At 63.6% G+C, this 20,332-nt stretch carries 14 protein-coding genes; 6 read left to right on the top strand and 8 right to left on the bottom strand.

Annotated features, from left to right (window positions below; translation table 11 throughout):
• Positions 1 to 72 precede the first annotated feature (72 nt).
• Both mddA and IVA79_RS02285 read left to right on the top strand, forming a co-directional pair.
• Positions 73 to 861 carry a methanethiol S-methyltransferase gene (mddA, locus tag IVA79_RS02290; protein WP_247550109.1) on the top strand — a complete coding sequence of 263 codons (789 nt, stop codon included), beginning with the start codon at positions 73 to 75 and terminating at the stop codon, positions 859 to 861.
• Between the two features lie 91 nt (positions 862 to 952).
• The gene (locus IVA79_RS02285) at positions 953 to 1,375 is read left to right on the top strand and encodes a GFA family protein (protein WP_247550107.1); all 423 of its coding nucleotides are present in this window, start codon (positions 953 to 955) and stop codon (positions 1,373 to 1,375) included.
• 60 nt (positions 1,376 to 1,435) lie between these two features.
• Here the strand turns inward: IVA79_RS02285 and IVA79_RS02280 are convergent, their stop codons facing one another.
• Positions 1,436 to 1,660, bottom strand: coding sequence for a hypothetical protein (locus IVA79_RS02280; protein WP_247550105.1), 225 nt, complete (start codon positions 1,658 to 1,660; stop codon positions 1,436 to 1,438).
• A 236-nt stretch (positions 1,661 to 1,896) separates the two neighbouring features.
• Here IVA79_RS02280 and IVA79_RS02275 point away from each other — a divergent pair, with 236 nt between their 5' ends.
• A complete protein-coding gene (locus IVA79_RS02275; RefSeq protein ID WP_247550103.1) occupies positions 1,897 to 2,193 on the top strand; it encodes a hypothetical protein in 297 nt (98 codons plus the stop codon).
• A 136-nt stretch (positions 2,194 to 2,329) separates the two neighbouring features.
• Here IVA79_RS02275 and IVA79_RS02270 read toward each other — a convergent pair whose 3' ends face one another.
• The 6 genes from IVA79_RS02270 to IVA79_RS02245 all read right to left on the bottom strand — a co-directional run bounded on the left by IVA79_RS02270 (position 2,330) and on the right by IVA79_RS02245 (position 10,915).
• Positions 2,330 to 4,264 carry an ATP-binding protein gene (locus IVA79_RS02270; protein WP_247550102.1) on the bottom strand — a complete coding sequence of 645 codons (1,935 nt, stop codon included), beginning with the start codon at positions 4,262 to 4,264 and terminating at the stop codon, positions 2,330 to 2,332.
• Positions 4,261 to 4,944 carry a response regulator transcription factor gene (locus IVA79_RS02265; protein WP_247550100.1) on the bottom strand — a complete coding sequence of 228 codons (684 nt, stop codon included), beginning with the start codon at positions 4,942 to 4,944 and terminating at the stop codon, positions 4,261 to 4,263. Before IVA79_RS02265 ends, IVA79_RS02270 begins: the two co-directional genes overlap by 4 nt.
• Positions 4,945 to 5,074: 130 nt before the next feature.
• Entirely contained in the window at positions 5,075 to 7,849 is a 2,775-nt protein-coding gene (locus IVA79_RS02260; protein WP_247550099.1) for a DUF2235 domain-containing protein, read from the bottom strand.
• A 292-nt stretch (positions 7,850 to 8,141) separates the two neighbouring features.
• Positions 8,142 to 9,161 carry a tryptophan--tRNA ligase gene (trpS, locus tag IVA79_RS02255; RefSeq protein WP_247550097.1) on the bottom strand — a complete coding sequence of 340 codons (1,020 nt, stop codon included), beginning with the start codon at positions 9,159 to 9,161 and terminating at the stop codon, positions 8,142 to 8,144.
• Between the two features lie 306 nt (positions 9,162 to 9,467).
• Positions 9,468 to 9,701 carry a hypothetical protein gene (locus IVA79_RS02250; protein WP_247550095.1) on the bottom strand — a complete coding sequence of 78 codons (234 nt, stop codon included), beginning with the start codon at positions 9,699 to 9,701 and terminating at the stop codon, positions 9,468 to 9,470.
• Between the two features lie 911 nt (positions 9,702 to 10,612).
• Complete coding sequence (locus IVA79_RS02245) at positions 10,613 to 10,915, bottom strand: hypothetical protein (RefSeq protein WP_247550094.1); 303 nt, start codon at positions 10,913 to 10,915, stop codon at positions 10,613 to 10,615.
• A 426-nt stretch (positions 10,916 to 11,341) separates the two neighbouring features.
• On the opposite strand from IVA79_RS02245, the gene IVA79_RS02240 reads away from it, so the two are divergent.
• From IVA79_RS02240 to IVA79_RS02230, 3 genes are all read left to right on the top strand, one after another.
• The gene (locus tag IVA79_RS02240) at positions 11,342 to 16,171 is read left to right on the top strand and encodes an NAD-glutamate dehydrogenase (protein WP_247550092.1); all 4,830 of its coding nucleotides are present in this window, start codon (positions 11,342 to 11,344) and stop codon (positions 16,169 to 16,171) included.
• Between the two features lie 413 nt (positions 16,172 to 16,584).
• Positions 16,585 to 18,321 (top strand): ethylbenzene dehydrogenase-related protein, encoded by a 1,737-nt coding sequence (locus tag IVA79_RS02235; protein ID WP_247550090.1) that lies wholly within the window; start codon positions 16,585 to 16,587, stop codon positions 18,319 to 18,321.
• Between the two features lie 134 nt (positions 18,322 to 18,455).
• The gene (locus tag IVA79_RS02230) at positions 18,456 to 19,466 is read left to right on the top strand and encodes a 2Fe-2S iron-sulfur cluster-binding protein (protein ID WP_247550088.1); all 1,011 of its coding nucleotides are present in this window, start codon (positions 18,456 to 18,458) and stop codon (positions 19,464 to 19,466) included.
• Positions 19,467 to 19,513: 47 nt separating this feature from the next.
• Here the strand turns inward: IVA79_RS02230 and IVA79_RS02225 are convergent, their stop codons facing one another.
• The gene (locus IVA79_RS02225; RefSeq protein WP_346658141.1) at positions 19,514 to 20,317 is read right to left on the bottom strand and encodes a substrate-binding domain-containing protein; all 804 of its coding nucleotides are present in this window, start codon (positions 20,315 to 20,317) and stop codon (positions 19,514 to 19,516) included.
• Positions 20,318 to 20,332: the final 15 nt, after the last annotated feature.

Here is a 20,332-nt window from a genome sequence, read left to right as displayed (position 1 = left end):
GTCGCGAGCCCGTCCGCGATGCATGGTGCAAAGACCAAACAGTGTCGATGCCTCGGCACAACGGAGCGTTTCATGACCCAACTTGATCATCAGGTTCATTCCATCGGCCCGGAGGTTGCGGGCTCACGCATTTTCAAGGTCGTCGCCTTTCTGTACGGAATTGCGGCATATCTCGTGTTTTTCGTCACCATTCTCTATGCCATCGGCTTCGTCATGGGGGTCATGGTGCCCAAGACCATCGATTCGGGAACCGAGACTTCGACGGCCGAAGCCGTCATCGTCAATCTGCTCCTGATGTCGTTGTTCGCGGTCCAGCACAGCGTGATGGCGCGCCAGCAGTTCAAGGCCTGGTGGACCCAGTTCGTCCCCAAACCGGTCGAGCGAAGCACGTACGTGCTGCTGGCGAGCCTGTCACTGCTTCTCCTGTTCTGGCAGTGGCGTCCGCTGCCCTCCGTCATATGGAACGTCGAGACTCCGGATCTGGCCGTGACACTGGTCACGCTGTCCTTCGCCGGCTGGGTGCTGGTGTTCACCTCGACCTTCATCATCAACCATTTCGAATTGTTCGGATTGCATCAGGTGACCAACCATCTGGTCGGGAAGGAGATGACGCCGCCGCGCTTCAAGACGCCGCTGCTCTACAATTTCGTCCGCCATCCGATCTATCTCGGTTTCATCATTGCGTTCTGGGCGGCGCCGACCATGACCGCGGGCCATCTGCTGTTCGCGGCCGTCACCACGCTCTACATCTTCGTCGGCATCGCGCTGGAGGAGCACGACCTCGTCGCTCTCTTCGGTGACGAGTACCGGCAGTACAAACAACGGGTGTCGATGCTTATTCCCTGGCGCAGATCAGTATAGTCTCGTCCTCGTCCCGTGCGTCCACCGAACGGAGGACGCGCGGGACGCCGACGCGCGATAACGATTCTTCCATCAACCGGAGACGATAAAAATGAAACATGTCGGAAACTGCTTCTGTGGCGCGGTGACGATCGAAGTCACGGGCGCACCGGAGGCGATGGGCTATTGCCATTGCCGCTCCTGCCGCTCCTGGTCGGGCGGCCCCGTCAACGCCTTCAGCCTGTGGAAGCCTGATTCCGTGCGCGTGACGAAAGGCGCGGAGAATGTCGAGACGTTTGCCAAGACGCCGCTCAGCGAGCGCAAATTCTGCAGGAAGTGCGGCGGCCATCTCATGACCAACCATCCGCCGCTCAGCCTGGTCGACGTCTTCACCGCCACCATCCCGACGCTCGCATTCGCGCCCGGCGTTCACGTCAACTATGCCGAGACCGTGCTGCCGATGCGCGACGGCCTGCCGAAGCTGAAGGATTTCCCGGCCGAGTTCGGCGGCAGCGGCGAGATGGTGCAGGAGTAGCGGCGCGTTCGGGAGGGCGGCAGAGCGCCGCCCTCTCTGCCTTCTCACAAGGAAGAAGGACTAGCCGCCGCGCGATTCGACGACCTTGCGGCAGGAGTCCGAGAGCTTCGACTTGTTCTCGCGCAGGCAGGCATTCATCTGCGGCGGCTTGCCGATATGTTCGGCGCAGAATTTGCCGGCATCGCCGCGGCAGGCCATTTGCTCCTGGACCGATGGACCGGATTGCGCGGCAGCGGGCAGGGCGGCAGCCGCGAGCAGCAGCGCGGCAAGAACCGAAATCTTCATGAAGCACCTCTTTGGAATCTGCGTTGGTCCCGACCGGGATCAATCGGGCCGGACCATCTCGCGAAGTCCTGGCGCGGGTCCATGCCATGTTCATGGCACCGGCCAGACCTTGCGGCCGCGGTACCCCCATCTTCATGGCATGTATCCGCGCGCCGTCTTTTGCCATTCAGGCTGCACCTCGGCTGCGAGACCCGGTGATTGCATCGGGACGCCGAACGGAAGCAGGAGAGCGAAGGATGTCGAAGAGAGCTGGAGCGCTGAGCGCAGGGCTGACGGTCATGTCACTGACGGTCATGGCGCTGGCCGGCGCGGCGATGGTGTCGCTGGGCACGAGCCCGGCGCAGGCGGTGGTCTATTGCAAGACGGTCGGCGTGCCCAAGGGCTGCGTGGTGCGGCCGACTGCGGTGGTGGTGGGAGCCCCGGTCGCACGGGCGGCGGTCGCAACCCCGGGCGTCGGCGCGCCCGGTGTCGGCGTCCGCGCGGGAACGCCGATGAATCGCGGCGGTCCGGTCAATCGCGTCGGCGTGCGCTGATATTTCCGTTCGATTGAATTGATTGCATCGCTTCGGGCCCAGGGCGCCGTGCGGACGAACCCCCCGTCCTCCGCCGGCAAATCACCCGGCCCGTTCCCTCTCTCCGCGCGTCCCACACGTCCGGAGAGGGGGCTTTTCAGCCCGCGGCCGCGTCGCTGTCGGGAAAGCGCTGCGGCAATTGCAGCCGCACGCGCGTCCCGGAGGCATCGGAGTTCAGATCGAGCACCGCGCCGCAGCGCGCGGCGCGGCTTCTCATGTTGCGCAGGCCGCGCGCGGTCTGGCCGTTGCGTCCAGCCTCGCCGTTGCCGCTCACCGCAAAGCCATGGCCGTCGTCGGTCACGCTGATCACGCCGTACGGCCCTTGGGTTCCGTCGAGCGTGTCGATGGTGACCGCGATGCGGCGGGCCTCGGCGTGCTTCACCGCGTTGGTCACGGCCTCGTCGAGGATGCGCACGATCTGGATGACGTGCCATGGCCTGAGCTCGGGATGCAGCGGCAGGCCCTGCGGCGTCGCCACGCGCCAGTCGAGCGTGATGTCGTGCGGCCGCAATTGCGCGCTGGCGCGCTCGCGCCAGGAGCCGAGGGCGAGCATCAGGTCGCCGCCGATGTCGTCCATGGAATCGATGACGAGACGCAGATCCTTCAGCGCGGCACGCGCGGCATCGGTGATGGTCGCGCCCTCATGGCCGCGCTCGGACAGCGCGACGATGCTGACGAGCTGGCCGCCGAGGCCGTCATGCAGGTCACGCATCAGGCGCGTGCGCTCGTTGGCGAGCGCGGCGGCGCGCGCGCGCTCCTCCTCGCTGGCAAAGCTCGCCTTCAGCCGCTCCTCGGCCTCGCGCACGCGCGTCACGAGCTGGCCGGCAAAGCTGTCGACCTGGTTCAGCGCGCGGGCAAAGCGCCAGGTCAGCCCGGCGCCGATCGCGACCAGCATCGCCGAATAGGACAGGCGCGAGACGAAGATGCGATCGTTGCTCACGATCTCGAGCACGTTAAGCATGTCCTGGACCCAGCAGACCAGCACGATGGTCACCGCGCAGCCGATCGTGAAGCTCGCGGCATCCTGCCGGCGGACCACCGCAGTCGTCGTGATGCAGGCCATCAGGACCAGGCAGAGCCCGACGGTGGGAATGCCGAGCACCAGAAAAAGGATGCGCGGCAGCGGCGGGCCCCCGATCAGCCCGACCACGAACACGACGATTCCAGGCACGAACAGCAGCGTGGCGTAGCGCGGCCAGCGCCAGCCGAAGAAGAGCACGGCGAAGACGACGATCAGCGCGCTCTCGATCGGCGCGGACGCCAGCAGCACGGCGGCGAGCCGCGACGTGGCGGCCGGCGGCACCGGAGGCGGCGCGAACGCCTGCACCACGCCGAGCACCATCGCCGCCGCCAGCACGCCGTAGACCGGCTCATGACGCCGCATCAGCCACATGATCGCGAGGATGACGGCCAGGATCGACTGCCAGGCCGAGAACACCACCGGCAGCGTGACGAACAGCAGCGTGCGCGTCTCATAGGCCGGACGCAAGGCGACATCCGGCCCGACATACACCGTGTCGAGAAAGCCTTTCAACGGTCCCCACACGAACAGCCGCACCGTGATGTCGTTGCTGCCTTCGCGCAGCAGCGAGGCGGGGATGGCTGCGATCTGCGGCGTGTTGCGGTCGGGCCGGTTGGCATTGGCATCGCGCCGGGAGTCGAGCACGACGACGCCGTCGACGGCGACCTCCACCGCGTTGCTGAAGCGCGGCAGGTAGACCGACCATCCCGACGCCGCTTCGCCGCGACGGAACGTGAAGGCGCCGGTGTAGAGCGGCGGATCGGCCAGCGAATAGCGCGAAGCTGTGAAATCCGGCAGCGTCACCGGACGCGTCACGCCGTCCTCCCGCAGCGAAAACCCGCTCAACGCAAAATCGTCGGGATCGCTCGGCTGCAGCAGCCGCAGCCCGAGGACGGTGGCGATCACGATCAGGGCCTGCAGCAGCAGATAGGGCACGAGGCGCGAGGCGATCAGCCGGCGCCGCGGGCGCGCGGGTGCCTTTATAGCTGTCTTGGCCGCAATCTCGCTCACAGCTTGATCAGGCCCTGCTGCACCGCCTCGAACACGGCTTCGCTGCGCGTGTGCACTTCGAGCTTGCGATAGATGTTCTTGATATGGCCGGGCACGGTCTGCTTGGACAGGCCGAGATGGCTGGCGATCTCGGCATAGCTGAAGCCTTTGGCGATGCCCCAGAGGATGTCGATCTCGCGCGGGGTTAGCCTGGCCGTGTTGAGCGCGGGGCCGGGCGGCGGCTCTGCCGAATTTGGCGCGGCAACTTGCGTTCTGCGCACGATGAAGCGGGCGATCGAGGCCGAGATCGGCGAATGGCCGGCGACAAGATCGCGCACGGTGGTGGCGATGTCGGTGGGGAAGGCATCCTTGAGCAGGTAACCGGTGGCGCCGACCGTGATCGCGGAGATCACGCTTTCCTCGTCCCCGAGTGCCGAGATCACCATGATCTCGGTGTCGGGAAAGCGCTGCCTCATCTCGCGGATCAGCTCGACGCCGTGGCCGTCGGGCAGCCGCAGATCGGTCAGCAGCACGCGCGGCGCGCCGCCGGCAAGCGCGGAACGGGCTTCACCGAGCGTGCCGGCGCTGCGCACCTCGTAGCCGGCCTTGACCAGCGCATCCTGGAGCCGCCAGCAGGTCGGCGCGTCGTCCTCGACGAGGAGGATGGTGATGGCTTCACCCGTCTCGCCCTGTTCGGTCATGATCATGGTCCCGCGACCCGCGTGTCCCCCGCGGCGCACGGGCAAGTCTAGCCGCAGTGCGGATGCGGTGACACCCATAATCATGGGGGCAACAGGTCTTTCGTAGCGCGCCGGATCGCGCCGGGTCGCGCTATTTGCTCGCAGGCGAGGATACCGGCTTGTCCGGTGCCGGCAGCCGCTGCACCGTAATCCGCGCCCTGCCACTGTTGTTCTTGTAGTACTGATCGTTCGGTCCAAAAAAGGCGGCAATATGCGATGGCAAAAGCCATCCGAGGAAGCCCGGGTAGATCTGCACGGCATCATTGACGTAGAAGAACAGCTCGCCGGAGTCGGGCGCCACGAATTCGGCGACCATTCCGTTTGCCAGCTTCTGCGCGTCCCAGACCTTGCGGGCCGTTTCGTTTTTTGGAAGCGCGTCGAATGTGCTCATCCTGGCCACGTCGTCCTTCAGCGCCTTCAGCTTCTCCGCGTCGGCTGGATCCGACAGCTCCGTCGCATCTTCGAGATGCACGGGATATCTGTTCTTCGACTTGTCATTGTCCTTTTCCGCGGGGAGGGTCGGATTCATACGGCGGGGCAGCTCATCGGCGGATATCGCGTTCACGGCTTGCAGCGGTTGATCGTTCAAGCCCTTCTCGCCGACGCGCACCAGCGGCTGAAACCAGTTTGCGCCGAACAGCCGCCGAAGCGGCAAGGCGAAGTAGTGATGCGTTTCGTAGGTCTGGAAGCCGTTGACACCGGTCATGATCGTGCGGTCGAACCAGGGGTCTTCCACGTCGATCCAGACCCGGTACTTGCGGTCCTTCTCGACCGCGAGCCTGCTCGCCCAGCAGAACTGATCGACCTTGAATAGCTCGGCGGCCTGCACGGCGTCGTCATCTACAGGTCTTGCCGGTGCGATATTGGCGCGCACCCCTGCGCCCGTTGCCTTTTCCCTGTCCGCCTTCGTTTCCGGGCTCTCGCAGACCTGTCCCGTCGCAACGCGCCAGGTGAAGAAGCTGCTGGAGCCAATCAGAAGGCCCAAGCCATAGATCGCGATGATGGAGACGAGCGGAAAGACGATCTTGGCGAACGGGAAGTGTATCCAGCCGGCCTTTTTCTGCATGAAGCTGCCGAATCGGATCAAAAAGTTCAGTCTGCTGAGATTCTTCGCGCTTGCCTTGCGATCCGGCCGGTACCATGCGAGCCGCGCGCGTTCCTGAATGCCGTCGCGCAGCAGGGAGTTCACATTCCAGATGCCCCGCGTCAGCAGCACGACGAGCAAGGTCAATGAGGGATAGTAGAGCGCGATGTCGAGCCATGGTCCGGCATAGGACGGCAACACGTTCTTGAGCATGTTGGCGATCGGCCCGATCACGGCGCCGAGGCCCCAGTCGATGTCGGTGATGATCCGCAGCACGAGGGTATCGCGCAGGCCGTTATCCACCGACAGGTCCACGATCTTGTGCGCGATCCACGGCCAGGCGACGATCACGCCCGCCATGACGAGGAGTGAGAAATAGGCGATGCGCCGCCACCACACGGCGCCGTGAGCGAGATTGACCATCTCGGCGTTGGGCGCTGCCATCGCGGTGAAGGCGCCGGCTTCCCCCTTGCTTACCGGGCCCTTCGTCTTTTCGCGATAGGCGTCCTGCATCGCCTTGTGCGTGCCGCCGTCGGTGAGTTCCCGGATGCTCCCGTCCGGCATCCGCACGCGTGCGTTGGCAGGGAGCATGATCGGCGCGTAGTCATCGCAGCCGAACAGCATTCGCTCGACCACGGCGAAGTGCACCACAGGCGGGCCGCCATTCTCCTCACCACCGAGGATCGGACGAGGATCGTATCGGTACAGCACCGCCGCGCCGCTGCGTGAATCATGGCGTGGTCCGATCGCCGACTGATAGGCCTGGAAATGCTCGATTGATCCGTCCTGGAAGCGGAGCTGCCCTCCCAACTGCTCGATCATCCAGACCAGCGGGACGAAGGACAGGGTGGATTCCGGATAACCGCCGCCGATATCGGAATGCACGCCGGCGAACCACACCTCGTTGACGATCTGGCGCGTCTCTTTCAGCTTTCGCTGGTCGATGCGCAAGGGGTGGAAGCTGGTGCGCTCGTCATCGAGAGCCAGCGCGTGGCAGGCGCGTTTCACCGCGCGTGAGAGCTCGTGGTTACGGAATGAGATCGGCCAGATCGACCAGTCGATCGCCGCGCGCAGTTCCTCGATCGGGACGCCGAACGCCTCGACCGTGTCGAATAACCCGAGAAATTCGATCTTGACGTTCGTCCGGCCGGCCATGGCCTTGCAGACCGTGCCATAGGAGCGGTGCCTGAAGACGAAATGATAGACGAGGAGCAGCAGGTCGCGAATCCAGCGTGCAATCCAGATCGTTGGAAGGCTCCAATAGCCGACCGACGCCTTGCGGTATGCCCGCCACGCCGCCATGGCATTGCGCTCCATCTCGGCATGCGAGACCGGTTCGCCCTCGATCTCCGCCGGCACAAGTCCCTGGCTCGCGATCAGCGCCGCCAGCGTGCGCGCGGTGAACGCGCCGCGGCTGAAGCCGAAGATGTAGATCTCGTCGCCGGGCCGCCAGTTCCAGCACAGGAAGCGGTAGAGCTTGCGGACGTTGGAAGGCACGCCCAAACCAGTGGCGCCGTCGAGCGCGGCGAGCGGGGCCCAGCCGGCCGTGCCGACGCCCTTGATGTAGTACGCGATCTGATCCGGCTGGGTGTGGTCGAGCGCCTCATAGAGGCGCCAGACGCTGGATTCCTGGCTGGTGAAGGCATTGCCGGTGCCGTCGGCGAACAGCACCAGCTTGCGTTTCGACGGAACGGCGTCCGCACCGCCGCCGGCGTTCGAAGCGCTGGGAATGCGTTCCGGCCCGGGAGACTCGGTGTTTTGCCCGACATCATGATGCGTCATGAGCCCCTCCGGCAATTCGACCGCGAAAGCGTCAGGCCCAAACCGGGCAGCACTTTCCGGAATCTATCAATGGTTGCGTCATAAAATGCGGGTGTATTCTGCACACAATCCCGTTGAGGTAGCAAGCGGGATCATGCCGCCTCGTCCGGATGATGTGTTGGGTCACATGCGGGCGTCGCGGCCGTGTTCGACATAGGGTCTGTTCGTACCCCGCAAGCCGACGTCAGGACGCAGAAAAAGAGCGGCAGCTAAGGCCAAATCCAGACACAAGCTCGGCTTGACCCCCATCCGATTAATTCAGTGTGAATAGACCCAGCGCGGCGCGAACATCGCGCAAAGTGGCATCAGTTATCTCCCGCGCTCGCGCAGTGCCATGTTTAACGACTTGCAGCACATAGCCGGGATCACGAGCGAGTGCGCGGCGACGGTCTCGGATTGGCGCGAGAAGTGCCTGCAGCACGTCATCCAGACGTTTCTTGACAATGCTGTCGCCCAGACCGCCGCGGATATAGCGTGCCGTCAAGTCCTCAACCGTGATGCGATCTTCATCGAACGCATCCAAGTAAGTAAAGACCACGTTGCCTTCGACGCAACCCGGATCGGACGCCTTTAGATGGTTTGGATCGGTGAACATGCGCCGGACAGCCTCGCGTATTTCATCGGCCGTTGCTGATAGCTGAATAGTATTGCCCTGCGACTTGCTCATTTTGGCTTTGCCGTCGATGCCGGGAAGACGTCCGACCCGAGGAATAAGCGCGTGGGCCTCTGGCAACACGTCAACACCCGCTTGGCGATTGATGCGGCGAACGACCTCATTGGTTTGCTCAATCAATGGAGCTTGATCCTCTCCAACAGGGACAATCGTCGCTTTGAAGCCGGTTATGTCTGCGGCCTGGGCGACGGGATAGCAGAGAAACCCCGCAGGAATATCTCTGCCGAAACCTCGCGCCTGAATTTCGTCCTTGATGGTTGGGTTGCGCTCAAGCCGCGCCACCGTGACAAAGTTCATGTACAGCAGGGTCAAATCGGCCAATGCCGGAAGATGCGATTGAAGACAGATCGTGCTCTGGTTCGGGTCGATGCCGACAGCGAGGTAGTCTGTCGCGATCTCAATGACATTGTCACGCACGCGACCGGGATTGTGCGCGTTGTCAGTGAGTGCCTGGGTATCCGCCAGCAGCAGGTACTGCCGATGCGTTGTCTGTAGGGCGACGCGGTTCTTCAACGAACCGACGTAGTGCCCAAGGTGCAACGGTCCGGTTGTCCTGTCGCCGGTCAAGATAACAGGGAGGATGGCTGACGAATCTTGCATCGCGGTTCTCCAGATTAGGAGCCGCCGTTCAATCAGACTTTTGATGAAAGCAACCTCGCAAGCCGATGAACGGCGGCGACGGTTGGGTGAATGACAAAGCCGTGCCGCTCCTAAGTGGAGCGCCACCACAAGTTCGCGAGCGTGATCACGACGACAGTCATGCGGCCGATAATGACGAAACTTCCGAGGAAAGCAAGCCGACTTGATATCTCAAACGGGTCAAGAGCCGCCGGTCACGATCGCCCGGAGTGACTTCTGCATCGTCTTTGCGGACCCGACGTCCTCGGAGTGCACGCCTCGCCGGCTTCACGAAAGATCAACCCGCGGCGGCGGATAGCGCCGGGCCAGCATTGACAACGTCAGACGCCGTTCGTCTTCCGGCAGCTCCAGATAGGCCAGCACGAGCGGCCGCTTCCAGTCGCCGACGCCGAAATCCATCGCCGCCCATTTCTGCGGCTCCGGGCCTTCGAGGCCCCGCACCCAGACGAAATAGCGGGGGAGGTCGTCGCTGTCGGCTTCTGTCGTGCGTCTCCTGGCCATCAAAGCTGTCCGCTGCATCACATCGGTTGCCACAGGATATAGGTATTGGCGCGGGGAAGTCGAATGCGTGGCAACGGTGCGGGAGCCCTCTCGATAGTTCGACACTCGAACAGCAGGTGCCACGTGGCTCCTGGGGCTCCGCGCCGTCACGGCAGTCGGACGCGCGATCTCACCTCCTCGTCATGCGAGGAGCTCATGCGACGAAGCAATCCAGACTATCTCCGGGGATGCATTCCTGGATTGCTTCGCTGCGCTCGCAATGACGACGTGGATACACGCGGGCCAGAATGAAGCTATTGAATGAAGCTATTGTCGGTTCGTGATTCCCAAAAATTCTTCTTGACCGAAATTCGGAAATGTCGTATAGGATCGTCATCCCGGCCCAAGGATAAGGGGCGTTTCGCGATCGTCACGATACGCGGGCGGGGTGGCAGTGGACGTGGGCGCATCGGCGCGCGGCAATTGCAGGGCGGGCTTGCCCGTGAGCAGTTGACTGGCGCGCACACGACCGGTGCGGTCCGCGTACGGCAAAAGCGTGTCGTCCTGACGCCCGGGGTCTGTGCGTCAAGGCTTGCGGTGATGTAGCTGCCCGACCGGGCGTGCGCATCAGCCATCTGCAAGGCGACGGGGGCAATAGTGCATCGCTCCCCGGGGAGAGCACGCCATAAGCCGTCAAACCACTGCGCAGGGAAAGGCCGGGATGTCCAGGCTGCCCTGTATGCCGCTGTGCATTTGTTTTCGCGCAATTTGCGCGCAGCGGACCGCGGGTGCCAGCCGGCGCCCGGCCTTCCCTGCGCCCTTTCCCTGGGAAGGGGCGTCAAGAGAAGCACAGGACTCGGGCGTCATGCGCCGCGAGGCCATAGAAGCGTGTCTTGCTATTTGAAAATTGAGTTGCGCGCGCGTCGTGCCGATCAGCGCCACAACTCGCAGGTCGCCACGCGGTTGATGTCAGTGAGACGGCGGGCGGCGTCGCCGTGCAGATCGAGGCTTTCGACCAGCGTCAGCAGGCGATGATAGGCGCCGTCGGCGACCTCGACCGGCAGCGGAGCCTCGTCAAAGGCCTCGACATAGCTGCCGACGACGTCGCTGAGCAGGCGGCACAGGCCGCGCTGGGCGGGATCGTGCTGGCCAAGCGTCTCGAGCTTTTGCTGAAAGGTCCGGAAGGTCCGCAAACCGTGGTGCTGTTGCGAAAGCCACGTGTGCAGGTCGTTCATATGAGCTCCTTCGAGTGACGGAAGAAGCTACCGGTTTATACGGGGGGGATGGGCGGATGGCTAGGGGAGGGGGAGCGGAGTGCGTTGAGACAGTCCGTCTTCGCCAAGAGGCTCCGCCGGGCACGCTTCGCCTTTCGGCTTCGCCGACCCGCTTCGTCCTTCGGGCCCGAAGCGTGGCGCGCCACTCCGAGCAAAACCGTGAACTCATATGTCATTGAATGTATTTACGATTTCTCATGACGCCGACGACCCGGCGATCGTAGGGCTTTTGGCCACGACTCTGCGCGCCTTGGCCGCTCGGAGTGGTAAGATCAGGTGCCGAGGACAGATTTCGCGGCGCCGGATCGCGGTCACGATAACGGCGCTCGAATCGATGAACTCCAGAAGCAAGCTGATGATCGCGATTGCGACCGGGCGATGCGAGAAATGGAGAGCGTTATGGAAGCGTGGCGTGACGACAAAGCCCGGTCGACCCTGATTCGCGATGCAGCGGGAAGCGTGCAGCTAGGCAACACGCCCCGGACTTTTGCCGAACTCCTGTTCGGTCACACCAATAGCGAGGATCTCGCCAATTACGACGCCGCTTCGCTGGCCTTTCTGGCCGAGCAGGCCTGGGAACATGTACAGCGGCGCACGGCAGGTCGCGCCGATATCCGCATCGTCAATCCGATCATGCCGGATGGCCGCGAGATCTCCGTGCTCGAAATTCTCAACGACAACATGCCCTTCCTGTTCGATTCCACGCTGGCAGAGCTCGCCGAGCAGGGCATCGAGGTCACCCTGGTCGCTCATCCGATCATCGCGGTGGAGCGCGACGAGCAAGGCAAGCTGATGCGCTTCCATGGCGAAGCCCTGCCGGAGGGAGCAAGGGGTGAGCGCGAAAGCCTCATCCATCTCCACATCACCCGCATAGACGTCGACGCCGACCGCCAAAAGCTGGTCGATGGGTTGACCATGACCTTGAATGACGCACGCGCCTGCGTCACCGACTGGAAGCCCATGCGTGCCCGCATCGAGGAAGCGATCAAGATCTTCTCGACCAATCCGCCGCCGCTGCCGATCGACGAGATCGCCGAAGCCAGCCAGTTCCTGCATTGGCTGTGCTTGGACAATTTCACCTTTCTGGGAGTACGCGAATATCGCTTTTCGCCCGACAGCGATGCCTCAGACGACATCACGACCGGTGAGGGCCTCGGCATCCTGCGTGATCCCGAAGTGAAGGTCCTGCGCCGCGGTCACGAAATGGTGGTGATGACGTCGGAAATACGCGAGTTCATGCGGGAGCCGAGCCTCCTCATCGTCATCAAGGCCAACGTCTCCAGCCGCGTTCATCGCCGCATCCGGATGGATTATGTGGGCATCAAGCTCTATACCCCTGACGGCCGGCTCGAAGGGGAATTGCGCCTCGTCGGCCTGTTCACGTCCGGCGCCTATACCCGCTCGGTCAAGCAAATCCCTTATGCCCGCCACAAGGTGGCGCAGGTGCTGCAGCGCGCCGGCTTCGACCCGAACAGCCACTCAGGCAAGGCGCTGACGCATATTCTCGAAGATTATCCGCGCGACGATCTGTTCCAGATCGACGTCGACACGCTCTACAATTTCGTCATGGAAATCCTGATCCTCTATGAGCGCCCCCGTGTCCGGGCGCTGGCACGCGTGGACAAGTTCGACCGCTTCGTCTCCATTCTCTGCTTCATTCCGCGCGACAAATACGACACCGACGTGCGCACGCGCGTCGGCGCCTTCCTCTCGCAAGTCTACAAGGGGATTCTGTCGGCCTCCTACGCGTCCTTCCCGGAAGGATCACTGGCGCGCGTCCACTACATCATCGGGCGATATGAAGGTAAGACCCCGGTGGTCGAGCGCGAGACACTCGAAGCCGGAATCAGCGCCATTGCCGAGACCTGGGGCGACAAGTTGAAGGTCGCGCTCGCTGCGTCCGTCGACGGCATGCGGGCGCGCATGCTCGCAAGCCGCTATGCCCAGGCCTTTTCCGGCGGCTACACCGAGATATTCAGCGCCGAACAGGCGATCGCCGACATCACCACCATCGAAAAGCTAACCTCAGCCCGACCGGTGACGATTTCGGTTTACCGTCTCGAGGGGAGCGACGATCCCAGACGATTCGGCCTGAAGGTTTTCTCGGATGCCGCACCGCTGTCGCTATCCTATCGCGTGCCGGTGATTGAACATCACGGCTTGAACGTGGTCAACGAACGCACTTATCAGGTCGTGCCGCGCACCAGGCAGGCGCCGGTATGGCTCCACGATATGACGATCGAGACCAGCGACGGCAAGCCGATCGCAATCAGTCAGGAATTCAACCGTCGTCTGGAAGCCTCGATCATGGCGGTGGTCCGCGACCGCGCCGAATCCGACGGGTTCAACGCACTGATCCTGCGCACAGCCCTGAGCTGGCGGGAAGTATCGACGATCCGCGCGCTGTCGCGCTACCTCCATCAGATCCGCGCTCCGTTCACCCAGGACTATATGTGGGAGACCCTGCGCAAGAACGCCGCGATTACCGCCAACATCGTCGCCCTGTTCCAGGGCCGCCTCGATCCGCGCCTTGGACTCACGACGGCGGAGCGCTCGGCGCGCGAGATGGCCCTCGCCACCGAAATCGAGGAGCAGCTCAAATCCGTCGCCTCGCTCGATGAAGACCGCATTCTGCGCCGCTTCACCAATCTGGTGCAGGCAACCATCCGTACCAATCTGTGGCAGGTCGGTCAGGATGGGCATCCGCATCCGGTGATCTCCTTCAAGTTCGACGCGCGCAAGATCGAGGCGCTGCCGGCTCCGCGACCACTATACGAGATCTTCGTCTACTCTCCCCGCGTCGAAGGCATTCATCTGCGCTTCGGCAAGGTCGCGCGTGGTGGTCTGCGCTGGTCCGACCGGCCGCAGGATTTCCGTACCGAGATCCTGGGCCTCGTGAAGGCACAACAGGTGAAGAACGCCGTGATCGTGCCGGTCGGGGCGAAGGGCGGCTTCGTGCCCAAGCGCCTGCCGTCGCCATCGAGTCGCGACCACTTCATGGCAGAAGGCACCGAAGCCTATCGCATCTTCGTTCGTACACTGCTCGAACTCACCGACAATCTTGACGGCGACGACATCGTGCCGCCCGACTCGACCGTGCGGCACGACGCCGACGACCCCTACCTGGTTGTCGCCGCCGACAAGGGTACCGCCACCTTCTCCGATATCGCCAATGCGATCTCGATCGAGAAGCACCATTGGCTCGGCGATGCCTTCGCCTCCGGCGGCAGCCAGGGCTATGATCACAAGAAAATGGGGATCACGGCTCGAGGCGCGTGGGAGGCGGTCAAGCGTCACTTCCGCGAGCTTGGCACCGACATCCAGACCAAGCCGTTCACGGCTGCCGGCGTCGGCGACATGTCGGGCGATGTCTTCGGCAATGGCATGCTGCTCTCGCCGGCGACGAGGCTCGTCGCGGCGTTCGATCACCGCGACATCTTCATCGATCCTTCGCCCGATCCTACGGTCAGCCTCGCCGAACGCAAGCGCCTGTTCGACCTGCCACGATCGAGCTGGCAGGACTACGACAAGTCGCTGATCTCGCAAGGCGGCGGCGTGTTCTCGCGCTCGCTCAAGGCGATCCCGCTTGCACCGGAAGTGCGCACGCTGCTTGATCTCGACAAGCCGCAGGCCACGCCTTTCGAGGTGATGACTGCGATCCTGAAGGCTCGCGTGGACCTGCTGTGGTTTGGCGGCATCGGCACGTATATTCGCTCGTCCTCGGAAAGCGATGATCAGGCCGGCGACCGCGCCAATGATCCGATCCGCATCGCGGGCGCCGATGTCCGCGCCCGGGTGATCGGCGAAGGCGCCAATCTCGGCGTCACCCAGCGCGGCCGTATCGAGGCGGCACAGAAGGGCGTAAAGCTCAACACCGACGCCATCGACAATTCGGCCGGCGTGAACACGTCCGACGTCGAGGTCAACATCAAGATCGCGCTGGCGCGTCCCGAGCGCGAGGGACGGCTCAGCCCTGGCGACCGCAACAGCCTGCTCGCCGCGATGACCGACGAGGTCGGCGCACTGGTGCTGCGCAACAATTATCTTCAGACGCTGGCGCTCTCGCTGGTTGAACGGAAGGGCGTGGCCGAGATCGGCTTCCTTGCCCGCCTGATGCAATCGCTCGAGCGGCGCGGCCTGCTCAGCCGCGCCGTGGAGTTCTTGCCCGACGATGCGGCGATCACTGAGCGCACGAGACGCAGCCAGCTCCTGACGCGGCCCGAGCTTGCCGTGTTGCTCGCGTACGCCAAGCTGACGCTCTACGACGACCTGCTCGCGACTGGCGTACCTGACGATCCCTATCTCGCCCGCGAACTGTCGCAGTATTTTCCGCGCCAGATGCAGGAGAAATTCCCGACAGCGGTGCAATCGCATCGGCTCCGGCGGGAGATCATCGCCACCAGTCTCGCCAATGCCGTGATCAACCGGGGCGGCCCGGCCTGTGTCGTGCGTCTGACCGACGAGACCGATGCCGATATCGCCACCATCGTGATGGCCTTCGTGGCGGTGGATGAATCCTACGGCCTCAAGCGGCTCAATGCCGCGATCGATGCACTCGACACCCGCATCGACGGGCAATTGCAGCTCGGCCTCTATGCGTCGCTTCAGGATCTCCTGCTCTCACGCATGGTCTGGTATGTGCGCAATGCTGATCTCAAGGCCGGTCTGGACGCCGTGATCGCGCGCTTTGGTCCCGGAATCCGGGAGGTCGCCGCCGGACTCGACAAGACCCTGCCGCAGGACTTGCAGGCTGGGCGCACCAGGCGGCGGCAGGATCTGATCGACGCCGGCGTCCCGGCAGACCTTGCCTCAGAGCTCGCCGATCTCGACGCGCTCCTCTCCGCACCCGATATCGTCACCATCTCGGAGCGCACCGGCCGGGCCATCGGTGACGCCGCCACGACCTTCTTCGCCGCCGAGGCCGATTTCAGACTCGACCGCATCATCGCCGCCGCGCGCAGCGTGCCGGTCAACGATAATTACGAACGTCTCGCCATCGATCGTGCCGTTGACCAGATCGCGGCCGCGGAAAGAGCGCTGGTCGCCAACATGCTGGCAAACGGCGAATCCGGTCAACAGGCCGCCAGCGACTGGCTTGCGGCTCATCCTGAGGCGACCCGCGTCCGCCGCTCGGTCGAGGAGATAGCGGCCAGCGGCCTGACGCTCGCCAAGCTGACGGTGGCAGCCAATTTGCTGGGAGACCTTGTCAAGGCCTGAGGCGCGACGGAAGGGACTGCGAGGCCGGTCTGGCGCAGGAGGAGCCGGCCTGATCTGATGGTGCACTCATATATAATTGAAATTACTATATAAATTCAAGTCGCGTGGGAGCATCGGCGACCAACGTCGTCCCAACGGTTTCCGCCGAGTTTATGATGGGCACGGCTTAGCGACCCGCACCACGGCAGCGCTGAGCTGCCTGGCACCAGAACTAAGCAGGGTTGGAGACCAGACTTGAGATTGGCCCATGCCCGGAGGGCGGCCGTTGGCCGGCCGCATCGATTGGGATAATGATCATTGCCGGTCGCCTTGGCTTCTTCGGCGACCACGCCCATCTCGCCAAATCCCCCATGCTTCGCAGCCTTTCTGGCACAACTGCTGGTTTACCGTGGGTAAGCTTTGTGCCATGAACGATGTCACCGCTCGAACGAACGCCTGATGCCTTGACCGAGAGACGCCTCGCTCAGACAAAGACTCGAGAAAGTCCGCCACGCACCGATGTCGGGACGATCATCCTTCATTGGGCGATCGCGATCGCGTTCGTCATATGCCTCGTTACCGGCATACGCATCGCAGCAGACGCGCTGCACGCCCCCTTCTCGAAATGGCTCGCTCCGGTCCTGCCGCAGGGCGAGATCTTTTCCTGGCATTTCCTCGCGGGGCTCGCCGTCTTCTTCTGCGGGTCGGCCTACGTCGCCTACCTCGCGCGCAGCGGCCTCGTCGAGCGCAACAGCCCCAAGAAGACGCGGATCCTCGCGATGCGCGCCCCGGCTCGCCTCAAGTGGGGGGCCGTCAACGTCTTCCTGCACTGGTTCGTCTATGCGCTCGTGATCTTCCTCACGGGGACGGGCGTCATGATGTATCTCGGCTATGGCGGCTGGTGGGCTTATCTCCACTCGACCGCCGCCTTCATCGCGCTCGTCTATATCTTCGCGCATGTCGCGGCGCATTATCTCTATGGCGGTTGGCAGCAGATTCTCCGCGTGTTTCGGCCGACGCCGCTCGCGATCACGAAGGCCGTGCGGCCGAGGCCTCTTCTCGTTGCGGCTGCAATCGGGATAGCAGTCGCCTGCGGCGTTGCCGGGCTCGACTGGGCGACGCGCGATACGCTCGTCATCGCGCGGGTGAGCGCCGCGCCCAAGCTCGACGGCGCCATGGGAGATCCCGCCTGGTCTCGCGCGCTCCCCGTCTTCATTCGCACGCAGCAAGGTGCCAATCTCGGCGGATCGGGCGAATCGCTCGTGGAGGTGCGCGCCCTGCACGACGGGCAGAAAATCTATTTTGCCTTCCGCTGGGAGGATCGGACGCGCTCCCTCCGCCGCATTCCGATCATCAAGCAAGAGGATGGCTGGCACGCCCTCGACGAGCGTGCGGGTCTGCAGGACGCCTCCGACTTCTACGAGGATAAACTGGCGGTCATTTTCTCGGATAATCCATCGCTCGGCGGCGCAGGCGCGACGGATCTCGGCGCCAACCCGCTGCCCGGCAAACCGATGCCAATCAACGGCCGGGGTTTCCACTTCACGACGGATGGCAGCTACATAGACATGTGGCAGTGGAAGGCGTCGCGCGGGGGCATGCTCGGGCGCGTCGACAGCCAATATATCGGCCCGCCCTACGCCCCGACCCTGGACGAGCAGAATTACCATGCCCGCTATCAGGGCGGCTATTGGAACAAGCCTGGCCGTTCTCTTTATTCGTATAACTTCAAGTTCATCCACCGGGACGACAAAGGACCCGTCACGGTTCTGCGGCTGCCCAAGGACTTGAAGGCGCAAGTCGCAGCCCTCGGCAAATTCGATCTTGATCCCAACAGCAGCGACGACGAGAACGGCCGCTGGTACATGTTCGACTGGGAGAGCGAACCCTACACGCCAGAGGCCGACGCGAGGATTCCCGTTGGCACGATCCTGCCCGGCGTGATTATTGCCGGCGACAACGAAGGAGAGCGAGCCAATGTCTCGGGGGTTTCAAAATGGAGCAACGGACATTGGACGCTCGAGCTGACGCGCAACATGAAAAGCGATGGCAGATATGACAAAGCCTTCGTGCCAGGCAAAGATCTCTACATGTGGGTCGCTGTCTTCGACCATGCACAGACGCGGCATGCGAGCCATAACCGTCCGGTGCGTGTCGTGTCGCAGAAATAGGCGTCTCATGACGGGCGACGGGCTCGACCGGAGACGACTACGGTGCGGGTCTGCTGAAGCATGGCTTCGCCTCACCTCTGGCTCGGTGAGCAGTGGCCTGCTCGCCGACATTCGCAGCGCCTAGAGGCCTCGCGATGAAGAGGCATTGTCGGCTCGTCATCAACGGCAAGCTCGTCGAAGCCCGCGCCGGCGAAAGCCTGATCGATGCGGCGCTCGGCGGCTCGATTCTCGTTCCGCACGACTGCAGATCGGGACAATGTCAGAGCTGCCGGGTGACGGTCGTTTCGGGCTCGGTCGATGACGGCGGCTCGGGCCATGGCCGCACTGTGCTCGCCTGCCAGGCAGCGGTGGCAGGCGATGCCGAGATCGAATTCGAAGAATTGCCGCTACCGGCGAAGCGGGCGGGCGCCGTCACCGAGATCAACCAGCTCTCGTCGGAGATCGCCGAAGTCGTGCTGACGACCTCAGCGCCACTCGAGTTTCGGCCGGGACAATATGTGCGCGTCAAGTTTTCCGGCTATCCTGCGCGCGAGTTCAGCCCGACCTTCAGGCTCGATGGTTCCTTCAAGCAAGTCGAACTCGTCTTCCACATCCGGTGCCTGCCTGACGGCACCGTGTCGGGGCAGCTCGGCAAAGCCATCAAGCGAGGCCATGCGGCGCATGTGCAAGGCCCGTTCGGACAAGCCTATCTGCGACCGGGCGAGGGGCCGCTGGTGCTGGTCGCCGGCGGCGCAGGCTGGGCCCCGATCTGGGCGCTCGCCCGTTCGGCGCGCTCGACCCAGCGCAACCGCGAGATGGCGGTCGTCGCCGGCAGCCGGGATGTCGATAATCTCTATATGCTTCCCTCGTTGCAGTGGCTGATCGACGACGGTGTCCGCGACGTCATTGCGACGACGGAGCTCGGGTCTACCCTGCCGATCAGGCCCGGGCGCCCATCGCACTACCTGCCCCTGCTTGGGCTGGAGGATACGGTCTACGTCGCCGGCCCCGTTGGCCTCGTCGAGATCGTGAAGAACAAGGCGCGCTCGGCCAATGCGCAATGCTACGCCGATCCTTTCCTGCCGAGCTCTCAAACCCCATCGCTGATGGACAAAGTCACCCGTCTATGGCGAAGCCGGGAGCAGCCTCATCGCCCCGGTCTGTGAGCCGATGCCGAGTTCAGCAGCGCCGACGGCCGCCGAGCCCCGGCGCCTCACGGCTTGACGGGCAGACTACCGAGGCTGGTGATGACGTCGGCTGCCTTCTGCGCATCGGCAAAGCGTAGAAAGGCCAGGGCGTCCGGATCCTGCAACGTTTTTAAATAGATCAGCGCCAGCACCGCGCTCGAGGGGTAATCCGCGTCCGTCGGGTAGTGGCCGTCCACGCGAAGCACCGTGAGCCCCTGTTCCAACGGCCGCGAGAATGGCCCGAAGCCGATCGCGCCCTGAACTTCGCGAACCGTCTCGATCGCTTCCTGTGTGGTCGTCGCCATCTTCGATTTCTCGGTGATCTCGAGATCTTGCCAGCCGGGCATGCTGGCACGTAGCACGGTGAGAGTGCTGTCCTGGTCCTCGCGCCGGACGACGCGGATGCGCATATCGGCGCCGCCCAGCTCCTTCCAATTCGCAAGGCGGCCCGAATAGATCGCAACGAGCTGAGCGCTTGTGACGGCACTTACTCCGCAGCCGGGATGGACGATGAAAGCTGAGGGCAGGCGGGCGATCGCCTTGTAGACGATGCCGGAAGCCGCTTCGGCGTCGGTCAGGCGGCGGGCGACGCGCCCTAAGATCGCCTTACCAGACCCCACGGCCGCGATGCCTCCGCCAGAACCGATGCTCGGCGGGACGTCAACCTGTGCCGCTCCTTCCTGCTGCATGAAGCTCGCGGCGATGGCGCGCAGGACATCGATGCCGTCTCCGGTCCCGACGATGTCGAGCTTGCGTGTTTCGGCGCCAGAGGCATTCACCACCGCAAGGCAAAGGCCCAAAAGGGCTGCCATTATCCTCGAAAATGCCATTGCAGACCCCTTCGA

Source organism: Bradyrhizobium sp. 138 (assembly GCF_023074075.1).
Taxonomy (GTDB): domain Bacteria; phylum Pseudomonadota; class Alphaproteobacteria; order Rhizobiales; family Xanthobacteraceae; genus Bradyrhizobium.
Note: the sequence above shows the minus strand (reverse complement) of the source record. Positions and strands in the feature narration are given on the sequence as shown.

What these genes read in the sequence shown, in the direction of transcription:
- mddA (WP_247550109.1), top strand. Translation starts at nt 73, where the DNA reads ATGACCCAACTTGATCATCAGGTTCATTCCATCGGCCCGGAGGTTGCG.
- IVA79_RS02285 (WP_247550107.1), top strand. Translation starts at nt 953, where the DNA reads ATGAAACATGTCGGAAACTGCTTCTGTGGCGCGGTGACGATCGAAGTC.
- IVA79_RS02280 (WP_247550105.1), bottom strand. Translation starts at nt 1,660, where the DNA reads ATGAAGATTTCGGTTCTTGCCGCGCTGCTGCTCGCGGCTGCCGCCCTG.
- IVA79_RS02275 (WP_247550103.1), top strand. Translation starts at nt 1,897, where the DNA reads ATGTCGAAGAGAGCTGGAGCGCTGAGCGCAGGGCTGACGGTCATGTCA.
- IVA79_RS02265 (WP_247550100.1), bottom strand. Translation starts at nt 4,944, where the DNA reads ATGACCGAACAGGGCGAGACGGGTGAAGCCATCACCATCCTCCTCGTC.
- IVA79_RS02260 (WP_247550099.1), bottom strand. Translation starts at nt 7,849, where the DNA reads ATGACGCATCATGATGTCGGGCAAAACACCGAGTCTCCCGGGCCGGAA.
- trpS (WP_247550097.1), bottom strand. Translation starts at nt 9,161, where the DNA reads ATGCAAGATTCGTCAGCCATCCTCCCTGTTATCTTGACCGGCGACAGG.
- IVA79_RS02250 (WP_247550095.1), bottom strand. Translation starts at nt 9,701, where the DNA reads ATGGCCAGGAGACGCACGACAGAAGCCGACAGCGACGACCTCCCCCGC.
- IVA79_RS02245 (WP_247550094.1), bottom strand. Translation starts at nt 10,915, where the DNA reads ATGAACGACCTGCACACGTGGCTTTCGCAACAGCACCACGGTTTGCGG.
- IVA79_RS02240 (WP_247550092.1), top strand. Translation starts at nt 11,342, where the DNA reads ATGGAGAGCGTTATGGAAGCGTGGCGTGACGACAAAGCCCGGTCGACC.
- IVA79_RS02235 (WP_247550090.1), top strand. Translation starts at nt 16,585, where the DNA reads ATGTCACCGCTCGAACGAACGCCTGATGCCTTGACCGAGAGACGCCTC.
- IVA79_RS02230 (WP_247550088.1), top strand. Translation starts at nt 18,456, where the DNA reads ATGAAGAGGCATTGTCGGCTCGTCATCAACGGCAAGCTCGTCGAAGCC.
- IVA79_RS02225 (WP_346658141.1), bottom strand. Translation starts at nt 20,317, where the DNA reads ATGGCATTTTCGAGGATAATGGCAGCCCTTTTGGGCCTTTGCCTTGCG.